The sequence below is a fragment of the Bradyrhizobium sp. TM233 genome (assembly GCF_036247965.1).
Lineage (GTDB): Bacteria > Pseudomonadota > Alphaproteobacteria > Rhizobiales > Xanthobacteraceae > Bradyrhizobium > Bradyrhizobium ottawaense.
On the sequence record NZ_BTIG01000244.1, the window covers coordinates 1 to 352 of the forward strand.

At 39.5% G+C, this 352-nt stretch carries 1 protein-coding gene; it reads right to left on the reverse strand.

Annotated features, from left to right (window positions below; genetic code table 11):
• Positions 1–143 precede the first annotated feature (143 nt).
• Positions 144–352: hypothetical protein (locus tag AABA86_RS34300; protein ID WP_338309894.1), on the reverse strand; the 209-nt coding region annotated here is incomplete at its 5' end.

The window sequence follows — 352 nt, forward strand, 5'->3', positions numbered from 1 at the left end:
AAGCCTACCTACCAAGGTTCAGCCACAGCAGGTTCTGGAAGTTCCAGAAATGCCCTCCAACGGTCATATTCTCTCAACAGAAATATCCTTTGCACCTTGGACTATAAAAGGCTGAAGAAAAGAAGAAAGCTAAGAGAGAGAAATCAAGAGCTGCAATACAAGAAAAGATTCAAGCCTCTACTTTCTTCATCTATTCTTATTTGGTTTACACTCAGCTTATTTAGAAGCAAACCTTTGTAAACACCAACCTCAAACAGTTGTTTGATTTTCCTTAAGGGACCAGGTAGGTCAGTATCCTTAAGAAGACTAGGATTTGTGTATCTTAGTGGTGATTCCTTTAGGAGATCAAGGT